A 16,453-nucleotide genomic window follows, 5' to 3' on the forward strand; every position below is an offset into this window, starting at 1 on the left:
GATCAGCTCAGCCTTCGCTGTCCGAGATGTCGGACAGCACCCACTTGCCGTCGACCTTCTCCAGCTTGACCGACAACGGTGTTGCCGCACTACCCTGCGCCACAGCGTCTCCCGTGGCGCTCACGTTCATGTGCGCCAGAAGTTCCGCCCTGTCTCCTTCGAGGAAGGTGACACCGATGTCGGTGACCGACGCCTCGGTGGCCGTCTTGGTCTGGATGGCCGCGTCTTTCGTCGTCGCCGCAGTCTGATCGAACTCGGCACGCTTGGCCTCGTTCAAGTAACCACGGGCCTTCTCGAAGTCCTGGTCGATCGTCTCGTAGCTGTAGGTGTACAGCGACTCGATCGCCTCGGTTCCGGCCTTGGTCACCTCCGCGGTGCCACTCTCGTCCACCCACGCGGTGTTGCTGATGTGCCCGCCCGGCTGAAATGCCGCCACGACCGCGAAGATGCCCAGCACCGCTGCGACAGCACCCAGTATCCCCACCAGCTTCCACGTGATACGGCTACCGCTGCTCTCCGGTGTCGCCTTCGGAGCCGACTGGGTACTGATACGCGGCTGCAGGTTGGGAACCTTCGCCTTCCCTGCCGCACTTGCCTTGGCCGTGGACACGGTCTTGGCGCCCGGCGCCGCCTTCTTCACCGGCGTCGACTTCGCCATCGATACCGGCTCACCCGTGCCAGCGGTCTTCGTGTCAGCAGTCTTCGCGTCCGGCGTCGCGGGCGTGTCGACGGCAGCCGCTGCCGCCACATTCTCCTGCCCGACAGGGCTTTTCGCGGTCGGGTCCTGCTCGGGATCAGTCGACGACTTCTTCGGAAGTTTCGTCGTGGGCGAAGGCGGCGGAGTTACTCGCGATGCCGGGTCGTCGACACGGTTGCGGGTTCCCGCTACCCGGGGACGCCTGCCCTTTGCAGCGCTGTCCGGCACGTTGTTACGGCGCTTGGGGGGCATAGTTCACCACTTTCTCATTGCACGACGAACTCTCGTCGACGTGGGCACCGCGGCGACGAATCCGGCGCGGCTCATCACAACTACTGACCGCCGGTGTCACCGGGCGCCGGAACCAACTCGGGCGCGGGGGCGGCCGGACCATCGGTCGGTGCCGGGGCCTGCTCCCCCGGTGCCGGTACCGGTGCCTGCTCTGCCGGTGCCGGTGCGGCGCCGTCGGCGGGCAGCGGGCCGTTTTCGAGGGGGATACGCGCACCCACCGGCTCGACGGAAGACGCCTTCCAGACACCGTCGACGTCCTGCACGTCCAACCTCATGGTGACCTTGGACTTGTCGAAACGGTCAGGCCACGTCGTGGTGACCGCTACGACGACCAGCGCCTTCGCGAGGCCGTCATCCGTGTTCAGCTCCGTCAGAGTGCCCTGCATCAGTTCGGCCTTGCTCGTCGCACCCGACTGGCGCATCTGGTCGGTGAACCCGTCCATGGTCGCCTGAAGATCCTGGTTCATTTTGTCGCCCGTGATGGACGACTTCATGTTCTCGAAGGATCCTTCGAGGTTTGCGGAGTCGACCGAATTGAGGTTGATCGCCGCCTGCTGCGCACCGTTCAACGCGGAATCTCGTGCGTCGGCGATCGGCTTGTCCACGAAGAGCGCTCGCGCCCACCCGAAGCCAAACCATCCGGCTGCAATCACCGCGACCACCACCAGTGCGGTCACCGCAGCAAACGAGGCCTTCAGAGTTCTGTCCTTCCCCGGAGCCGATGAGTTCGACTCCGGGGGCGTGGTAGTTCGCGTCACACCAATACCCTACTGATTGTTTTCTTCGGCTCGCTCGAATGGAACCCGAGATGCTACTTGGGAGTAACCCCGAGAAGCGGAGCGAGCTGCGTTGCGATGGGATTCAAGTTGAGGGTGTCCGGCATGACCTTCGGTTTGAAATCCCAGGGTTGAATCGTGTCCGGATCGGCGAACACGATTCGGTCTGCACTTCGCACACCGGTCACGCTCCCCTGAGGCACGTCACAATTGGCCTCCGTGTTGTACGGGAAGTCCTGCTGGGTGTCGTCGAAGTTCGGATCCCGCCGCTGCATTTCGGCGAGGATTTCATGCGTCCCCTCGTAACCGATCGTGCACGACGGCGGGTTGTTCGTCTCGAGCACGATGCCCTGGTGCACCGTTCCGTCGTTCGGCGCGACGGTCGACGCGGAAGCGGCGATGGCCGGAAGGAACATCAGGATCGGTCGCAATGCGATCGCCTGAGGCGCCAGCTTCTGACCCAGCGCCGACAGGTTGGTCAGATCGGTCGTGAGACTGGGCCCCGTCCGATCGACCAGCAGGCCGAGTTCGTCGCTGGCAGGGATGCCGTTGTCGATGACCGCCCGCACGTCGGGGTCACTGGTGCGCAGCTGCGCAGCGACGGCGTCGAGATCCGAGCTGAACTGCATGATCGCTGACGACTGATCCGACTGCGTTGCCAATACCGTCTGGCTGTCGCGGATCAGGGTCAGGGTTTCCGGTAGAACGTCGAGCCCGTCATCGGTCAGCGTGGACAGAGCATCCGCCAGCGTCTGGAGATCCTCGCCCTTGCCGTTCAATGCCGTTCCCAGTTCAGTGGTGACCGTACGCAGCGCATCCGTCGGAACCGACCGGACCAGCCCGTTGACACTCATCAACACCTGCTCCACCGGCACGGGGGTCGAGGTGTTGGCCTCGGTGATCATCGAGCCCTCGGCGAGGTACGGGCCCTCGTTGCTGTCCGGCTGGAGGTCGACGTACTGCTCACCGATCGCGGAACGGTTGGCGACGACCGCCTTGGCCGAAGCGGGGATCTCGGGGCCGCCCTTCTTGAGCTTGAGTTCGACGTTCAGTCCGTCCGACGTGAGTGACAGCTCGCCGACCCGTCCGACCGGCACTCCCCGGTATGTCACCTCGGCATTGGTGAAGATGCCACCGGAATCCCTGAACTGTGCGTTCACGTCGTACTCGCCGAACCCGAGCAGATTGTCGAGACGGACGTACTTGGCGCCCACGTAGACAAGGCCCAACAGCGCGACCACGGCAAAAGCGACGAGCTGAACTTTGACCAGTCGCGATCTCACTGTCCACCCCCAATTCCGAACTGCTCGAGCAGTCCCCCCATCGGGTTCTGCGGGGACGGTGTCTCCGCGCCCGGGGTTGCGCCGGCGGGCGCGGTACCGGGCAGCGCCGGGAGCCGCAGGCCCGAAGTCGGGACTGGAACGATGGGGGGCACCGGCAGCAGTGAGATCGTCGGCCAGCCCGGTCGCGGACCGTTGCCGTTGTAGTACGGGTTGGTCGGGTCGACGATCGGCTTCGGCTCGCCGAATTTCGGCGGCACGTACACCGGATTGCCCTGCCCGACACCGAGTGCGCTCAGCGCGTCACCGATCTGGAGATCGACCGACAGGAAAAGGTTGACCGAGCCACCGAGAGCGATCTGCTCCACTCCGTCCGGGAACGGAACCGTCGGGATGAACGCCAGGGAGTTGGGTAGGTCGTCGCCGGCATCGGCCAGCGCCTTGAGTGTCGGACGAAGCGCCAGGAGGTCGGCGATCAGATCGTTCTTCGACCGGGTGATGACATCCGTGCCGACCGCACCGAGCCGATCGAGCTGCACCAGCATCTGCGTCAGCTGCGGGCGTTGCTCGTTGAGCACCTGGGCAGCGATCGGCAGGTCATCCAGGATGAGCCCGATCTTCTCGTTCTGCTCGTTCACGCGCGTCGTCAGGGCGTCGAGGCCGTCGAGCGCCCGCGTGATGTCGTCCCGTTGCTGATTGAGACCGTCGATGAGCGTGTTGGCCTGCTCCAGCAAACTGCGGACCCGGCCTTCACGACCGTCGAGGGCAGTGCTCAATTCGTGCACGATCGGCTGGAGCTGCCCGACACCACCGCCGTTGAGCAACAGCGACAGCGCGCCGAGGACCTGCTCGATTTCGGTGGCGTGCCGGGTGCGATCGAGGCTGATCGTGTCGCCGCTCTGCAACCGGTCCGGATCCTTGTCTTCCGGCGGTTCGGACAACTGCACGAACTTTTCACCGAGGAGGTTGGTTTGTTCGATTGCCGCGACTGCATTCGCAGCCAGGTCCACCGACGAATCGAGGATGACCTCGACATCGGCCGACCAGCCGTCCGGAGCCACCTTGATCGACTCCACCCGACCCACCGGAACACCGTCCACCTTGACGGCCGACTGGGGTACCAGGTCGAGCACGTCGTCGAACTGGATCGTCAGGTGCATGGGGTCGCTCCCGACGTCCGGCCCACCGGGCAGCGGAACACCGTAAATGCCCTCGGACGAGCAGGAACTTACCGCCAAGGCGACAGCGCACGCCCCGGCGCCGAGAATTACCGACCGCTTCATTCGCCCTCACCGCCTACTGCGTCGTCGAACCGTGGCGACACGACACCCGGCACCGTGCCGGGAGTGACCGTCCGCTGAATGTTGTCACCGCTCAGGATTCCGAACGGAAGAACGAGCGTCGGCGAGGTCACCGATGCCGTGACTTGCGACGTGATGTTCTTGCAGTTGTCGATCAACGGCTGCATCTGGCGTCCAAGCGCTTCGAAACGCGGATCACCGGGCACGAGCCTGCCGAGGTCGATCAACTTGCAGATCACGCCGGCAGGGTCCTGGAGATCAGGTAAGGCCAGGCGGGACGCCAGGCTCCCGGACTCCGCGTCGTACGAGTTGGCCAGGTTGCTGACGGCCAACGGCAGCAACGTCAGCGAATTCACCAGCGAGTCGCGGTTGTCTGCCAGCGTCTGGGTGACCGGAACGAGATCGTCGAGATTCTCGGCGAGCAGCTCCCGGTTGTCGGCCACGAACCTCGAGACGTCACCGAGAGCGATGGCCAGCTGGTTCAGCGCCGCACCAAGATTCTCGCGCTCACCGGCGAGGAACCCGGACAGGTCGGCCAACTGCGTGTTGAACTCCCGGACCTGCTGATCGTTGGCAGCCAGAGCACTGACGAACACCTGGAGGTTCTTGACGGTGTCGAACAGGTCGCCACGACTCTCGTTGAGCGTACGTGCGGCGTCCGAGAGCTGATTGATGCTCTGCCCCAACGCCTCACCGTTGCCATCGAGGTTCGCGGCGCCGGTCTCGACGAATTCGGTCAGTGCACCTTCCTTGTTCGCGCCTTCCGGACCCAGGGCGGCCGACAGCTTCTCGATACTCGCGTACAGCTCGTCCACCTCGACGGGCGTAGCCGTGCGATCCCGCGGGATCACGGCACCGCTCTCCATCGTCTCTCCGCCGGTATAGACGGGCGTGAGCTGAACGTAGCGGTCGGCGACCACGGACGGTGTGACCTGTGCGGCCTTCGCGTCGGCGGGAATGTCGATGCCGCGGTCGACCCGCATCTCGACCTTCACTTGATCACCCTGTGGCTCCACCGAGTTGATCGATCCGACCTTCACTCCGAGGACACGGACGTCGGAACCCTGGTAGATGCCTACGGACTTGTCGAAGTAGGCGGTGATCTTGGTGGTGCCCGCGCGGGTGAACACCCACCACAGCGCCCCCGCGACCACCAGCGCGACAATGACGATCGCCGCGATTACTGCGATCTGACCGCGGTTGGTTCCCCGGGTTTCTCCGTTGTCGGTGTCAGCCATCAGTTACCCCCCAACGTACGGACGGGATCACGGGGTCTGGGAATGTCCGGGAGACCCGGCGGAAGAAGGTTGACTACGACCTGGTCGAACCAGCGCCCGTTGCCGACCACGTTCGTGTAAAGGCGGACGAACGGTTCGTACAGTTTCATCGCCCTGTCCAGGTTCTCGTTGTTGGCCTTGAGAATTTCGACAACCCCGTTGAGTTGTTCGAGTGCGGGACCGATCGTGGCTTCGTTCTCGCGTACGAGACCTGTCAACTGCTGCGACAGCCTCTGGGTTCCGGTCAGCAGCTGTGAGATCGACTGCTGGCGACTGTTGAGTTCGGCGAGCAGAAGGCCCGCATCGGTGATCAGCCGGTTGAATTCGGCGTTGCGGTCGGCGAGTACTTTCGTCGTCGTACCGGTCGCGTCGAACAACTTCCGCAGTTCCTGGTCGCGGCTCGCGATGGTCTCCGACAGCCTGCTGACGCCGTCGAGCGACGCGCGGATCTCCGACGGCGTGCCCTCGAAGGCCTGCGACAAGGTCACCATGCTTTCCGCCAGCTGATCGGAGTCGATGTCGCCCACCGTCTCCGCTGCCGCCGAGAACGCTTCCACCACGTCATAGGGAGAGGTGGTGCGCTCCAGCGGAATCGGGTCATTGGGATTCAACGAGTCGGAACCCCGGGGGTCGAGAGCCAAATACTTCTGGCCCAGAATCGTTTTGATCTGAATAGATGCCGAGGTTTCGTTGCCCACCCACGCATCGGTGACCTTGAAGTCGACGTTGACGTGGTCTCCGTCGAGTTCGACAGCGGTGACCTTGCCGACCTTCACACCGGCGATGCGCACCTCGTTGGACGGCTTCAAGCCTGCAGCCTCGGAGAATTGCGCGGTGTAGGTCGATCCGGCACCGATCAAGGGCAGCGAGTCGAGGAAGAATGCCGACAGGGTCGCCAAGAGCACCACGAGGATGCCGAGGGCACCAGCCACTGCCGGGCTGCGACGTTTTCTCATCGTGTTTGCAACTCCCGTAGGCCGTCCAGCGAGCACCGTTTCGCCGAGTTGGTGTACAGCGGCTGGTTCACGGTCGGCAGGCCGGTGGGCAAGTTCAGTTGAGGTGCCGTTCCCGGTCCTGCAACGATGTCGATTCCGCACAGGTAGAACTGGAACCACGAGCCGTAACTGGCCGCCCGCCCGAGCTTCTCGAGCTTGATGGGAAGAGTCTCCAGAACGCCGTTGACCGTATCGGAGTTGCGGTTCAACGTCGTCGCCAGCGTATTGAGCGAAGTGATGGACTCCTGAATGGACGGCCTCGTGGGTTCGAGGAGATCTGCGGTCGCGTCGGTGAGACCGGCGAGGGACGTGACCGCCGACCCGACGGTACCGCGCTCTTCGGACAACCCGGTGACGAGCTGCTGTGTGTTCACGATCAGGGCATCGAGCTGGTCGTCGCGCTGGTTGACCGTGGCAAGCACATCGTTGAGGTTGTTGATCACCGCACCGATCACCCGGTCCTTGTCCGCCACCGTGTTGGTGAGACTCGCGGTGTTCCGCACGAGTTCGGTGATCGTTCCCGACTCGCCCTGGAAAACCTGGATGATCTGGTAGGACAACTTGTTGACGTCCTCGGCGCTGAGCGTCTGGAAGAGCGGACGGAATCCGTTGAACAGCGTCGTGAGATTGACTGCGGGTTTGGTCCGCTCGAGCGGAATGGTGTCACCGGCGGTGATCTTCTTCCCCTGCTGGCCCTCGCCCTGCTGGAGCGAGATGTACCGCTGCCCCACAAGGTTCCGGAATCGAATCGTCGCAGTGGTGCTCGCGGGCAACCAATCTCGATCAGCCACGGTGAACTGCACCTCGGCGTCGCGATCGTCGACGATCGAAATCTTCTCGACCTGGCCGACTCGCACTCCTGCGATACGCACTTCGTCACCCTCGTTGAGGGAGGTGACATCCGAGAAGATCGCGTTGAACTTGGTGCCGCCGCCACCACCGAGGTTGGCGATGGTGGCCGCAAGCAGACCTGTGGCCAGGATCGTGACCACGGCAAAGATGATCAGCTTGATCAGCGGCGCAAGGAGGCCCCTCACTTGAAACTCACCTCAGTCCCCCTCATGGTCGGTGCGCCGACGAGTGTCGTCCAGCTCGGCACGTCCTCGGGCGCGATGCCTCCTGCTTCGCCGTACACGACGTCGAGCGTGTCCTGTTCCATCTTCGAACCCGCATAGCTGGCGGGTGTGACCTCGGCTCCCCATCCCGGAACCTGGTCCGGCACGCCGGCCGGCGCGGGGAAGAAGTCGATGGTGGACGGTCCCGGGTTACGCGAAGGTACCTGGTAGGCACCGTCGTTGTACGACGACCCACCCGGATACTGCGGGAACTTGCCGCCGGGTGCGGTGACGTTGTCGTAGCAGGCGGGTCCGCGGTTGTCGAGCAGGCGCGGCTCGTCCTGGTTAGGCAAGTATCGGCCCTTCGGGTTGACGAACTGCACGCTGGCACGCACACCCGGGTTCGGGTCGTCCGGCGCAAGCAGTGCACGTGCGATGGGAGCCGTCTTCGCGAATCCGGCGAACGTGCAGCCGAAGCTCGGCGAATACCGGCCGAGAATCTGCAGCGCCTCACGGGAATCGGCCGCGATGTTCACGATCGACTCGGCGTTGGTCTGCAGGAGGTCTGCCGTGCTCGCACCCGTCCCGGTCAGGGACACCAGCAGTGTGGAGAGCTCGTTCTGCTTCTCCACCACGGTGTTCCCTGTGGTCCGCAGGTTGTCGAGCGCGTTGACCAGGTCCGGTGCCGCCTCCGAATACGTCTGCGAGAAGTCCGCGATACCCCGCAGGTCCGCCTGAATCGCAGGAAGTTCCGTGTTGAGTCCGGCGAAGATCTCCTCGAGCCGGTCGAGCGTCAGACCGAGTTCGGCGCCGCGCCCACTGAGTCCCTGCGACAGTGCGCCGAGCGTGTTCGCCAGGTCCTGCGGCGGGATCGCCTGCAGCAGCGGCAGCAAGCCGTCGAGGACCTCGCCGATCTCGACGGCGTGCCCGCTCTTGTCCTGCTCGAGAACGTCACCAGCCTGGATCGGCGGAGCCGTGTCCCCCTCCGGCACGATCAACGACACGTACCGTTCGCCGAACAGGGTCTTGGGCAGCAATCGCGCCGTCGCGTTGGACGGAATGAGCTCGGCCTTGTCCGGCTGAATGGCCAGATCCAAGGTGACCTCACCCTCCTTGGTGGAGGCCGACCGCACCTCTCCGACGATCAGGCCACGCACCTTGACGTCCGCATTGGGCGGGAGCGCATTTCCGACGGTGTCGGTGACAAGCCCGATCTTGACCACCTTCGTGAACGTCTTGTTGAACATGCCGATCGTGACGGCCAGGAACAGAGCCAGGACAAGGAAGAACACCAGCCCCAGCACCCGTCGACCCACAACAGATGATGTGTTGCTCATCCGGCCACCCTCACTGTGGTCGTCGTGCCCCAGATGGCGAGGCTCAGGAAGAAGTCGAGTACGGCGATCGTCACGATCGCGGTGCGGACCGCCCTGCCCACGGCCACGCCAACGCCGGCGGGGCCGCCCGAGGCGTGATAGCCGTAGTAGCAGTGGATCAGGATCAAGACGAACGCGAAGATGAGGACCTTCGCGAACGAGTAGAGGACGTCTTGCGGTGGCAGGAACAAGTTGAAGTAATGATCGTACGAACCGGTCGATTGACCATTGAACAAAGTGCTGATGAGCCGGGACGCAAGGTATGCCGCAAGAAGACCCACGATGTAGAGCGGAATGACGGCAACGAACCCGGCGACCATGCGCGTGGTGACGAGGAACGGAACACTCGGCACCGCCATGACTTCCAGTGCGTCGATCTCCTCGGAGATACGCATCGCACCCAGCTGCGCCGTGAATCCACAACCGACTGTTGCCGACAGCGCGAGAGCCGCGACGATGGGTGCGATCTCACGGGTGTTGACGTAGGCGGACAGGAAGCCGGTGAGCACGGAGCTGCCCAGCTGCTCCAAGGCTGCGAAACCTTGCAATCCGACGACTACACCGGTGAACCCGGACATCATCGCGATGACGCCGATGGTTCCGCCGATGACGGCGAGCGCCCCACTGCCGAAGGTCACTTCGGCGAGCAACCGCAGAACTTCCTTGCGGTAGTGCACGAGCGTGTGCGGCGACCACGCGATCGCCCTGGCGTAGAACGACATCTGCTCGCCGGCCCGGTCGAGCACGTTGAGTGGCGCACGCCCGACACGGCGCGCAGCCATGAGCGTCCGGTCACCGCGTCCCTTTGCGATTGTCATCGGGTCACGATCCCTTCGCCGGAACGATCTGGAGGTACACCATGGTCAAGATCAGGTTGGCAAAGAACAGCAGCAGGAACGTGATGACCACCGACTGGTTCACGGCGTCACCGACACCCTTGGGACCGCCCTTCGGATGCAAACCCTTGTACGCCGCAATGACACCGGCGATGACACCGAAGACGGCCGCCTTGAGTTCACCCACCCAGATGTCGGGGAGCTGCGCGAAGGCCGAGAACGATGCCAGGTACGCACCGGGATTGCCCCCTTGGAGAATCACATTGAAGAAGTAGCCGCCGGCGATACCGACCACGGACACCAATCCGTTGAGGAGAATCGCGACGAGAACCATCGCGAGGACCCTCGGCACCACGAGGCGCTGCACGGGGTTGATACCCAGAACCTCCATGGCATCGATCTCTTCGCGAATCGTTCGCGCACCGAGATCCGCCGTGACAGCCGAGCCCGCAGCCCCTGCCACAAGCAGTGCGGTCACCAGCGGGGAACCCTGCTGAATGACGGCGAGCACGCTGGCCGCTCCCGTGAACGACTCGGCACCGAGCTGCTTGATCAGCGACCCCGTCTGCAGTGACACCACTGCGCCGAACGGAATCGCCACCATAGCGGTCGGCAGGATCGTCACGCTCGCGATGAACCAGGCCTGTTCGATGAACTCGCGGAACTGGAATGGTCGTTTGAACGTGTTTCGTGCGACGTCGACGAAAAGCTCGACGATGTTTCCGGCCTGCGTCAGCGCACCGTTGACCGGCCGCAAGACGGAGCTGCGGGTAACCCCCATCCGTTATGCCTACCCTTGCCCGTGAGTGGTGTTCTCGTATCCTTCGCCCCGGTATGCCGGGAGGACCTGCGTATCTTCCTGGCTGTAGGCGTAGTCGTAGTCGCCGCCGTTGCCGGATGTTTCGTCGAGGCTTTCCTGAATTGCGGCCTGCGCGCTCGGCGGCAGGGTGTGCATGATGTGGCGGACGCGTTCCTGCCGGCGGGCCACGGCCTGCCGGAACGGCATCCCCGGCGTCGCCTTCATCTGCGGGACGATGCCCTCGACGTCGTCGACACCACCGGCATGGTGACCAGCGTCGACCATCGCCTGCTCCTGCGCCATCTGCGCCTCGTCCTTCTCCTCCGACATCCCGATCGGACCGATCATCGTGCCGTTCAGGAACTGCTTGACCACCGGCTCCTCACTGGTAAGCAGCACCTCCCTCGGCCCGAACATCACCAAATGCCGACGGAACAGCATGCCGATGTTGTCCGGCACCGTCCGGGCGAGGTTGATGTTGTGCGAGACGATCAGAATCGTCGCGTCGATCTCGGCGTTGATGTCGATCAACGTCTGCGAAATGTAGGTGGTGCGCACCGGATCCAGACCCGAGTCCGGCTCGTCCACCAAAATGATCTGCGGATCGAGCACCAGGGCGCGGGCCAAACCGGCACGCTTGCGCATACCACCGGAAATCTCCCCCGGCAGCTTCTCCTCGGCCCCGAGGAGGCCGACGAGTTCCATCTTCTCCATCACGATCTTGCGGATGTCGGATTCTGACTTCTTCGTGTGCTCGCGCAGCGGGAACGCCACATTGTCGAACAGGTTCATCGACCCGAACAGAGCGCCGTCCTGGAACAGCACACCGAACAACTTCCGGATCTCGTAGAGTTCTTTGCTGGAGCATTCGAGAATGTTGGTGCCGTCGATCACGATCGAGCCCTGCTCCGGGCGGAGCAGACCGATCAACGACTTGAGAAACACCGACTTACCCGTACCCGACGGGCCCAGCAGCGCACTGACCTCACCTGCCGGAAGGGTCAACGTGACGTCCTGCCAGATCCTCTGCGAGCCGAACGACTTGGTCAGTCCCTCGACGGCTACCTCGACACCCACCATTACCTCCGCGACCGTTCGATGCATACACCCCGTGTGGGTTGGGTCACTCTATCGCATCGAAGTGTTACCTGTGACAGAGTATGCTACTCACCGGTAAGAAAGCATGCCAACACCGGGTCCCACAATGCAAAACATACCCGCTGAGCTGCGGTGACGAGGGCGTTTTGAGCTGGTCGTACGTTCAGTTTCTCGCGCTGAATTTCGACACTCCGGAGTCCGTCCGGACATGAAAAAGGGCCACTCCCCACAAGTGGGAAGTGGCCCTCGTTCGTCCGCTCGGGTAGAGCAGCGCGAAACCGTCTTACTTGACGGTGATCTTCGCGCCTGCAGCCTCGAGCTTCTCCTTGGCGGCGTCGGCCGCGTCCTTGGCAACCTTCTCCAGGATGGCCTTCGGAGCACCCTCGACGAGGTCCTTGGCTTCCTTCAGGCCGAGGCCGGAGACGACCTCACGAACGACCTTGATGACCTGGATCTTCTTGTCGCCGGCCGACTCGAGGACGACGTCGAACTCGTCCTGCTCCTCGGCAGCGTCGGCGCCGGCAGCAGCCGGGGCGCCCGCAGCGGCAACGGCGACCGGAGCAGCCGCGGTGACCTCGAAGGTCTCCTCGAATGCCTTCACGAACTCCGACAGCTCGAGAAGGGTGAGCTCCTTGAACTGGTCCAACAACTCTTCGGTGCTGAGCTTCGCCATGATGGCGGTCCTTCCTGTAAGTCCCATGTCGCTGATCCGCGACCGGGCGGGGTTATAGCTGTGATGCGCGGGTGCGGATCAGCTTTCGGCGGGAGCCTCGGCCGGAGCTTCTGCTCCACCCTCGGCGGCCCTCTTCTCCTGCAGTGCGGCAGCCAGACGGGCCACCTGCGAGGCAGGAGCATTGAACAGGCCTGCGGCCTTTGCCAAGTTGCCCTTCATCGCGCCGGCAAGCTTGGCCAACAGGACCTCGCGGGACTCGAGGTCCGCAATCCGGTTGACCTGATCCACGGACAGCGCAGCGCCGTCCATGTAGCCGCCCTTGATGACGAGAGCCTTGTTGTCCTTCGCGAAGTTCTTAATAGCCTTCGCTGCATCGACCGGCTCGCCCTTGATGAATGCAATGGCGGTCGGACCGACGAAAAGGTCGTCAAGGCCTTCGACGCCCGCTTCAGCAGCGGCACGCTTGACCAGGGTGTTCTTGGCGACGGAGTAGGTGGCACCCTCTCCGAGAGCGCGTCGCAGTGTCGTGATGTTGCCCACCGTCAGACCACGGTATTCCGTGATCACAGCAGCGGTCGAACCCTTGAACTGCTCGGTGATCTCCGCAACTGCGGAAACCTTCTCAGGCTTTGCCATACTTCGCCTCCTCTCATGACAGTCGTTATCCCACTTCGGAGCCGCTGCGCACGTCCGAGGATCCGGACAGTGCACAGTCCACGACATGCAAAACGCCCCGGTGCAGGGCACACGGGGCGGAAAAGGAGGCATTCAGCCGGGTACGAAACCGCGACCGAGACGCATCCCCCTACCTCGTCCTCCTGCGTGGGCCGCCGGACATTCCCGGACTTTCAATCGCACCCTCGCGGGGACGATCACCAACGGTCTTGGGTAGAACATGATTTGGGGTGGAGTTCGAATCCTGCATGAACTCCGCAGCACAGACTACGGCATCACCGGCCGCGCCACCAAATCGGAGTCTTCACGACCAGGGGCGACGCCGCGCAAAAGCAGCTCGGCCGGTACGGAGATCTCCATACCGGCCGAGCTGTGCACAGGTGACGAACTTTACGCGTCGGCATCCTCGAGAAGGTTGCGGGTGCGGTTCGGGTCCACCGGGATGCCCGGGCCGGTGGTGGTCGAAACGGTGACCTTCTTGACGTAGCGGCCCTTCGCGGAGGACGGCTTCGCACGCAGGATCTCGTCCAGCGCGGCGCCGTAGTTCTCCACCAGCTTGGCGTCGTCGAACGACGCCTTGCCGATCACGAAGTGCAGGTTGGCCTGCTTGTCGACGCGGAAGTTGATCTTTCCGCCCTTGATGTCCGCGACAGCCTTCGTGACATCTGCGGTCACGGTGCCCGTCTTGGGGTTCGGCATCAAACCACGCGGTCCGAGGACGCGGGCGATGCGGCCGACCTTGGCCATCTGGTCGGGGGTTGCGATCGCGGCGTCGAAGTCGAGCCAGCCACCCTGAATCCGCTCGATGAGGTCCTCGGCACCGACGGCGTCGGCTCCAGCTGCCTCGGCCTCAGCGGCCTTTTCTCCGACTGCGAACACGATGACGCGGGCGGTCTTACCGGTGCCGTGCGGCAGGTTGACCGTTCCGCGGACCATCTGGTCCGCCTTGCGGGGGTCGACGCCCAGACGAACGGCAACCTCGACGGTCGCGTCCATCTTGCTCGACGACGTTTCCTTCGCCAGCTTCGCAGCCTGCAGCGGGCTGTACAGCTTGTCGAAGTCGATCTTCTCAGCGGCGGCGAGGTACGCCTTGCTGCGCTTTGCCATGTTTTCTGTCCTAACTTCTCACCACAGTGTGTGACCAACTGCAGTGGTGAATGGTTCAGTAGTGGTCGGGGCCTGGCCGGCCCTCCCACGCGTTCTCTCGACGGCCTCGGCCGTCATACGGAAACGGCTCAGCCGTCGACCGTGATGCCCATCGACCGGGCGGTACCGGCGATGATCTTCGCGGCCTGCTCGATGTCGTTGGCGTTGAGGTCTTCCTGCTTGGTCTTCGCGATCTCGCGCACCTGGTCCATGGTCACCGAGGCAACCTTGGTCTTGTGCGGCTCGCCGGAGCCCTTCTGGACGCCTGCAGCCTTGAGCAGCAGCTTGGCAGCCGGAGGGGTCTTCAGCTTGAAATCGAAGCTGCGGTCTTCGTAGACCGAGATTTCGACCGGCACAACATTGCCGCGCTGAGACTCAGTCGCCGCGTTGTAGGCCTTGCAGAATTCCATGATGTTCACGCCGTGCTGACCAAGCGCGGGACCCACGGGCGGTGCAGGGTTAGCCTGACCGGCCTGGATCTGAAGCTTGATGAGCCCTGCGAGCTTCTTCTTCTTGGGGGGCATCTCGTTTTCCTATTTGTTGCTGGGTGTGTTTCTTGCTACTGCAGTGCAAGTGTGTGTGACGCTAGATCTTCGCGACCTGCGTGAAGGACAGCTCGACGGGCGTCTCGCGACCGAAGATCGAGACGAGAACCTTGAGCTTCTGCTGCTCCGCGTTGACCTCGCTGATACTGGCGGGAAGCGTCGCAAACGGGCCGTCCATGACGGTGACCGACTCGCCGACCTCGAAATCGACCTCGATGAGCGGCTTCGCGAAGCTCTCTCCCCCGGTGTCACCGGCGGACACTGCCGCGGCGGCAGCCTGCTTCTTCTGCTCCTGCTGCGGCAGCAGGAACTTGACGACCTCGTTCAGCGTCAGCGGCGACGGCCTGGAGGTGGCACCGACGAATCCGGTGACACCGGGCGTATTGCGCACGGCTCCCCAGGACTCGTCGTTGAGCTCCATCCGGACGAGGATGTAACCGGGCAGAACCTTCCGGTTGACCTGCTTGCGCTGGCCGTTCTTGATCTCGGTGACCTCTTCGGTAGGAACTTCCACCTGGAAGATGTAGTCACCGACATCGAGGTTCTGGACACGAGTTTCGAGGTTGGCCTTCACCTTGTTCTCGTAGCCCGCGTAGGAGTGGATGACGTACCAGTCGCCAGGCGCACGGCGAAGGGCGGCCTTCAGCTCGGCGACCGGATCCTCGGGCTCCTCGGCGACGACTGCGTCGTCAGCGGGCGCCTCTTCGGCGACGGCAGCGTCGTCGTTCGACGGCTCGGCTACCTCGTCACCGGCACTGTCCGGAGCATCGATGCCCTCGTCGGCAGCCTCGACATCCACTTCGGCTGCCGCCTCGGCAGAAACACGCTCTTCGGCCAAGGCCTCATTCGTGTCGTTCTCGGGGGTGCTCACTGGGGCACTCGCTTCCTCTCGTCACTCACATACTTCGGATCCACCGGGGCGGACTCCGTCAACCGAACAACCAGGTGACGCCTTTGATGACCGCAAGATCGAGCACACCGATGAACGCCACCATGAACACCACGAAGACGAGCACAACGCTGGTGTAGGTGATCATCTGCTTGCGGTTGGGCCAGATGACCTTGCGCAGCTCCGCGATGACCTCGCGCAGGAACCGGCGAAGCCGCTTGAAAATGTTCTCCTTGTGCGGCTTGTCGGCACGGTCCTTCGTCGCGGGACGGGCCTTGGTGATCGTCTCGGCTCTCGCGCGTTCCGGCGTCTTCACGGAACTGGCAGCGACGCCGGTGCCGGCCTGCGACCGACGGCTCTGACGTTTGCCGCTCGGCCTTGCCGAGGGACTCTCGGAACGCGTGGTGGCGTCGGCCGCGGTGTCGTCGACACCGTCCGGGCGCGTCGACCCTGAAGTGTCGCCGTCGCGCTTGGCGCGCTCCTCGCTCACGTCGTTCCTCTCAGTCGCTGGCAATCCGGGGGCAGGGGCGACAGGACTTGAACCTGCAACCTGCGGTTTTGGAGACCGCTGCTCTGCCAGTTGAGCTACGCCCCTTTGGTCGGGTGACCTGGTCCCGAGTTACCTCTGGACCAATTCTTGCCCGACCTCTCTGTGATTACATGACACGCGCGCCGCCCTGTGTCGGCCGAACAGCACCGTAGGGCAGCGCGCAGCGCTGAGTAATCCCAGAAATCTCAGTGTAC

17 protein-coding genes and 1 tRNA gene are annotated in these 16,453 nt (G+C 63.5%); all 18 read right to left on the bottom strand.

What is annotated here, in order from left to right; all coding sequences use genetic code 11:
• Nucleotides 1–7: 7 nt before the first annotated feature.
• The gene (locus JQT59_RS29590) at nt 8–949 is read right to left on the bottom strand and encodes a hypothetical protein (protein ID WP_213573066.1); all 942 of its coding nucleotides are present in this window, start codon (nt 947–949) and stop codon (nt 8–10) included.
• A gap of 80 nt (nt 950–1,029) precedes the next feature.
• Nucleotides 1,030–1,665 carry a hypothetical protein gene (locus JQT59_RS29595; RefSeq protein WP_213578212.1) on the bottom strand — a complete coding sequence of 212 codons (636 nt, stop codon included), beginning with the start codon at nt 1,663–1,665 and terminating at the stop codon, nt 1,030–1,032.
• A gap of 134 nt (nt 1,666–1,799) precedes the next feature.
• A complete protein-coding gene (locus JQT59_RS29600) occupies nt 1,800–3,047 on the bottom strand; it encodes an MCE family protein (RefSeq protein WP_213573067.1) in 1,248 nt (415 codons plus the stop codon).
• A complete protein-coding gene (locus JQT59_RS29605; protein ID WP_213573068.1) occupies nt 3,044–4,327 on the bottom strand; it encodes an MCE family protein in 1,284 nt (427 codons plus the stop codon). Before JQT59_RS29605 ends, JQT59_RS29600 begins: the two co-directional genes overlap by 4 nt.
• A complete protein-coding gene (locus tag JQT59_RS29610) occupies nt 4,324–5,583 on the bottom strand; it encodes an MCE family protein (protein WP_213573069.1) in 1,260 nt (419 codons plus the stop codon). Before JQT59_RS29610 ends, JQT59_RS29605 begins: the two co-directional genes overlap by 4 nt.
• Nucleotides 5,583–6,578, bottom strand: coding sequence for an MCE family protein (locus JQT59_RS29615; protein WP_109327977.1), 996 nt, complete (start codon nt 6,576–6,578; stop codon nt 5,583–5,585). The genes JQT59_RS29610 and JQT59_RS29615 overlap by 1 nt, the downstream gene beginning before the upstream one ends.
• A complete protein-coding gene (locus tag JQT59_RS29620) occupies nt 6,575–7,654 on the bottom strand; it encodes an MCE family protein (RefSeq protein ID WP_213573070.1) in 1,080 nt (359 codons plus the stop codon). The genes JQT59_RS29615 and JQT59_RS29620 overlap by 4 nt, the downstream gene beginning before the upstream one ends.
• Nucleotides 7,651–9,009 carry an MCE family protein gene (locus JQT59_RS29625; RefSeq protein WP_213573071.1) on the bottom strand — a complete coding sequence of 453 codons (1,359 nt, stop codon included), beginning with the start codon at nt 9,007–9,009 and terminating at the stop codon, nt 7,651–7,653. Before JQT59_RS29625 ends, JQT59_RS29620 begins: the two co-directional genes overlap by 4 nt.
• Nucleotides 9,006–9,866 (bottom strand): MlaE family ABC transporter permease, encoded by an 861-nt coding sequence (locus JQT59_RS29630; RefSeq protein ID WP_159920377.1) that lies wholly within the window; start codon nt 9,864–9,866, stop codon nt 9,006–9,008. The genes JQT59_RS29625 and JQT59_RS29630 overlap by 4 nt, the downstream gene beginning before the upstream one ends.
• Nucleotides 9,867–9,870: 4 nt before the next feature.
• On the bottom strand, nt 9,871–10,665 hold the full coding sequence (locus tag JQT59_RS29635; protein ID WP_109327969.1) for an MlaE family ABC transporter permease: 795 nt from the start codon (nt 10,663–10,665) through the stop codon (nt 9,871–9,873).
• A gap of 9 nt (nt 10,666–10,674) precedes the next feature.
• Complete coding sequence (locus JQT59_RS29640) at nt 10,675–11,763, bottom strand: ABC transporter ATP-binding protein (RefSeq protein WP_109327967.1); 1,089 nt, start codon at nt 11,761–11,763, stop codon at nt 10,675–10,677.
• A gap of 301 nt (nt 11,764–12,064) precedes the next feature.
• Nucleotides 12,065–12,454: a 50S ribosomal protein L7/L12 gene (gene rplL, locus JQT59_RS29645; RefSeq protein ID WP_012688867.1), complete on the bottom strand. Its 390-nt coding sequence runs from the start codon at nt 12,452–12,454 to the stop codon at nt 12,065–12,067.
• A gap of 78 nt (nt 12,455–12,532) precedes the next feature.
• Nucleotides 12,533–13,090: a 50S ribosomal protein L10 gene (gene rplJ, locus JQT59_RS29650; RefSeq protein ID WP_109327965.1), complete on the bottom strand. Its 558-nt coding sequence runs from the start codon at nt 13,088–13,090 to the stop codon at nt 12,533–12,535.
• Between the two features lie 429 nt (nt 13,091–13,519).
• Nucleotides 13,520–14,236: a 50S ribosomal protein L1 gene (gene rplA, locus JQT59_RS29655; protein ID WP_005252097.1), complete on the bottom strand. Its 717-nt coding sequence runs from the start codon at nt 14,234–14,236 to the stop codon at nt 13,520–13,522.
• A gap of 128 nt (nt 14,237–14,364) precedes the next feature.
• Nucleotides 14,365–14,799 (bottom strand): 50S ribosomal protein L11, encoded by a 435-nt coding sequence (gene rplK / locus JQT59_RS29660; RefSeq protein ID WP_109327963.1) that lies wholly within the window; start codon nt 14,797–14,799, stop codon nt 14,365–14,367.
• Between the two features lie 61 nt (nt 14,800–14,860).
• Nucleotides 14,861–15,691: a transcription termination/antitermination protein NusG gene (nusG, locus tag JQT59_RS29665; RefSeq protein WP_213573072.1), complete on the bottom strand. Its 831-nt coding sequence runs from the start codon at nt 15,689–15,691 to the stop codon at nt 14,861–14,863.
• Between the two features lie 58 nt (nt 15,692–15,749).
• Nucleotides 15,750–16,199 (bottom strand): preprotein translocase subunit SecE, encoded by a 450-nt coding sequence (gene secE / locus JQT59_RS29670; RefSeq protein WP_162603194.1) that lies wholly within the window; start codon nt 16,197–16,199, stop codon nt 15,750–15,752.
• Nucleotides 16,200–16,231: 32 nt separating this feature from the next.
• Nucleotides 16,232–16,304: transfer RNA gene (locus JQT59_RS29675), tRNA-Trp, on the bottom strand.
• Nucleotides 16,305–16,453 lie beyond the last annotated feature (149 nt).

The organism is Rhodococcus sp. USK13, from assembly GCF_018343855.1.
In the GTDB taxonomy this organism is placed as follows: Bacteria; Actinomycetota; Actinomycetes; order Mycobacteriales; family Mycobacteriaceae; genus Rhodococcus_F; species Rhodococcus_F oxybenzonivorans.

What these genes read in the sequence shown, in the direction of transcription:
- JQT59_RS29590 (WP_213573066.1), bottom strand. Translation starts at nt 949, where the DNA reads ATGCCCCCCAAGCGCCGTAACAACGTGCCGGACAGCGCTGCAAAGGGC.
- JQT59_RS29605 (WP_213573068.1), bottom strand. Translation starts at nt 4,327, where the DNA reads ATGAAGCGGTCGGTAATTCTCGGCGCCGGGGCGTGCGCTGTCGCCTTG.
- JQT59_RS29610 (WP_213573069.1), bottom strand. Translation starts at nt 5,583, where the DNA reads ATGGCTGACACCGACAACGGAGAAACCCGGGGAACCAACCGCGGTCAG.
- JQT59_RS29615 (WP_109327977.1), bottom strand. Translation starts at nt 6,578, where the DNA reads ATGAGAAAACGTCGCAGCCCGGCAGTGGCTGGTGCCCTCGGCATCCTC.
- JQT59_RS29625 (WP_213573071.1), bottom strand. Translation starts at nt 9,009, where the DNA reads ATGAGCAACACATCATCTGTTGTGGGTCGACGGGTGCTGGGGCTGGTG.
- JQT59_RS29630 (WP_159920377.1), bottom strand. Translation starts at nt 9,866, where the DNA reads ATGACAATCGCAAAGGGACGCGGTGACCGGACGCTCATGGCTGCGCGC.
- JQT59_RS29635 (WP_109327969.1), bottom strand. Translation starts at nt 10,665, where the DNA reads ATGGGGGTTACCCGCAGCTCCGTCTTGCGGCCGGTCAACGGTGCGCTG.
- JQT59_RS29640 (WP_109327967.1), bottom strand. Translation starts at nt 11,763, where the DNA reads ATGGTGGGTGTCGAGGTAGCCGTCGAGGGACTGACCAAGTCGTTCGGC.
- rplL (WP_012688867.1), bottom strand. Translation starts at nt 12,454, where the DNA reads ATGGCGAAGCTCAGCACCGAAGAGTTGTTGGACCAGTTCAAGGAGCTC.
- rplJ (WP_109327965.1), bottom strand. Translation starts at nt 13,090, where the DNA reads ATGGCAAAGCCTGAGAAGGTTTCCGCAGTTGCGGAGATCACCGAGCAG.
- rplA (WP_005252097.1), bottom strand. Translation starts at nt 14,236, where the DNA reads ATGGCAAAGCGCAGCAAGGCGTACCTCGCCGCCGCTGAGAAGATCGAC.
- rplK (WP_109327963.1), bottom strand. Translation starts at nt 14,799, where the DNA reads ATGCCCCCCAAGAAGAAGAAGCTCGCAGGGCTCATCAAGCTTCAGATC.